Origin of the sequence: Paracoccus salipaludis (genome assembly GCF_002287065.1) — a bacterium.
GTDB classification, from domain to species: Bacteria; Pseudomonadota; Alphaproteobacteria; order Rhodobacterales; family Rhodobacteraceae; genus Paracoccus; species Paracoccus salipaludis.
On sequence record NZ_NSJZ01000131.1, the window covers coordinates 1 to 560 of the forward strand.

The 560-nt window shown below is 37.9% G+C and carries 1 protein-coding gene; it reads right to left on the bottom strand.

The window, feature by feature from the left end; genetic code table 11:
• Window positions 1–560, bottom strand: a 560-nt coding sequence (locus CK240_RS18855; protein WP_205957930.1) for a hypothetical protein, incomplete at both ends; no start/stop codon positions are given.

Here is a 560-nt window from a genome sequence, read left to right on the forward strand (position 1 = left end):
AACGCAAACTTCCTAGCAACTCTTTGGAGTTGAGACTTTTTTTCTGCACTTAAGCTTCTTACATATCCCGCACGAGCATTAAATTTTTCAACTTCGCCGCCAAGCTCTGCATTTACATTTGATTCTAAGGTTTGAGTAATCTCCCTTATATTTTCATCCATAGATATCCAAAACTTACTTTCCCATTTACGAAGATATTCCAGCCCTCTAGATTTCCTCTGATCTCGATTAAAGGCACTGAATATTTGTGAGAATATGTATCGGGACTTTTCTTCGTTTTCCACCTTGAATTTCAATCTAATGAACTCAATTAAGATTACATGCTTCCACAATGCTTGAAAAAATAGATCAAGATTGACGTCTAGACTGGTTAAGAATTTAACTACATCGCTATTACCGAGATAGCCAAGAGCCATTTCATCAAGCTGGATTAAATTCGATCCAATGTTTTCTTGCTGTAGTTTTTTTACAATAGCTGTTTTCCCTGCACCCGTGCTTCCAAGCAATAGCATCTTTGGAGAGCCAATGTGCTTAAATTCTGCAAACGCGGGAGAGTCTAC